At 62.6% G+C, this 428-nt stretch carries 1 protein-coding gene; it reads right to left on the minus strand.

From position 1 onward, the window contains the following. Nucleotides 1-15: 15 nt before the first annotated feature. Nucleotides 16-171: a DUF6131 family protein gene (locus G6018_RS13930; RefSeq protein WP_179524124.1), complete on the minus strand. Its 156-nt coding sequence runs from the start codon at nucleotides 169-171 to the stop codon at nucleotides 16-18. Between the last annotated feature and the right edge of the window lie 257 nt (nucleotides 172-428).

Genomic DNA, 428 nt, shown 5'->3' on the forward strand with positions numbered 1-428 from the left:
GGCCCGGACCCGGGGTCAGAACCAGTGTTTACGTCCACCGACCGCCCGGCCGGCTGCGCCGAGGATGAAGAGGATCACGCCGATCGCCACGAGTACGAGGCCGATCGTCCAGAGGATGGGGATGTCCAAGAGGAATCCGAGGATCAGGAGAATTGCGCCAAGAATGATCATTGGTTCGTCCTTTCACTTTAGTCGGATCAGGATGAACCGAGCGTATATGGGTCGAGCCCGAACCACGACCGATCAGAGATTCGCAGGCAGGCGAGCACGCTCGTCCGGGCATACGTGGCGGCCTCGGCGTCGGCGAGACCCGCCCGATCCGCACTGCGCAGCTAGGGTGTGTCTCCCAATCGGCGTAGCCAGGTGAGAATTGCACAGAGGGTGACGGCGGCGCGGTAGGTTATCGCGAGTTTGTCGTAGCGGGTGGC

Origin of the sequence: Dietzia sp. DQ11-44 (genome assembly GCF_014145205.1) — a bacterium.
Lineage (GTDB): Bacteria > Actinomycetota > Actinomycetes > Mycobacteriales > Mycobacteriaceae > Dietzia > Dietzia natronolimnaea.

What these genes read in the sequence shown, in the direction of transcription:
- G6018_RS13930 (WP_179524124.1), bottom strand. Translation starts at nt 171, where the DNA reads ATGATCATTCTTGGCGCAATTCTCCTGATCCTCGGATTCCTCTTGGAC.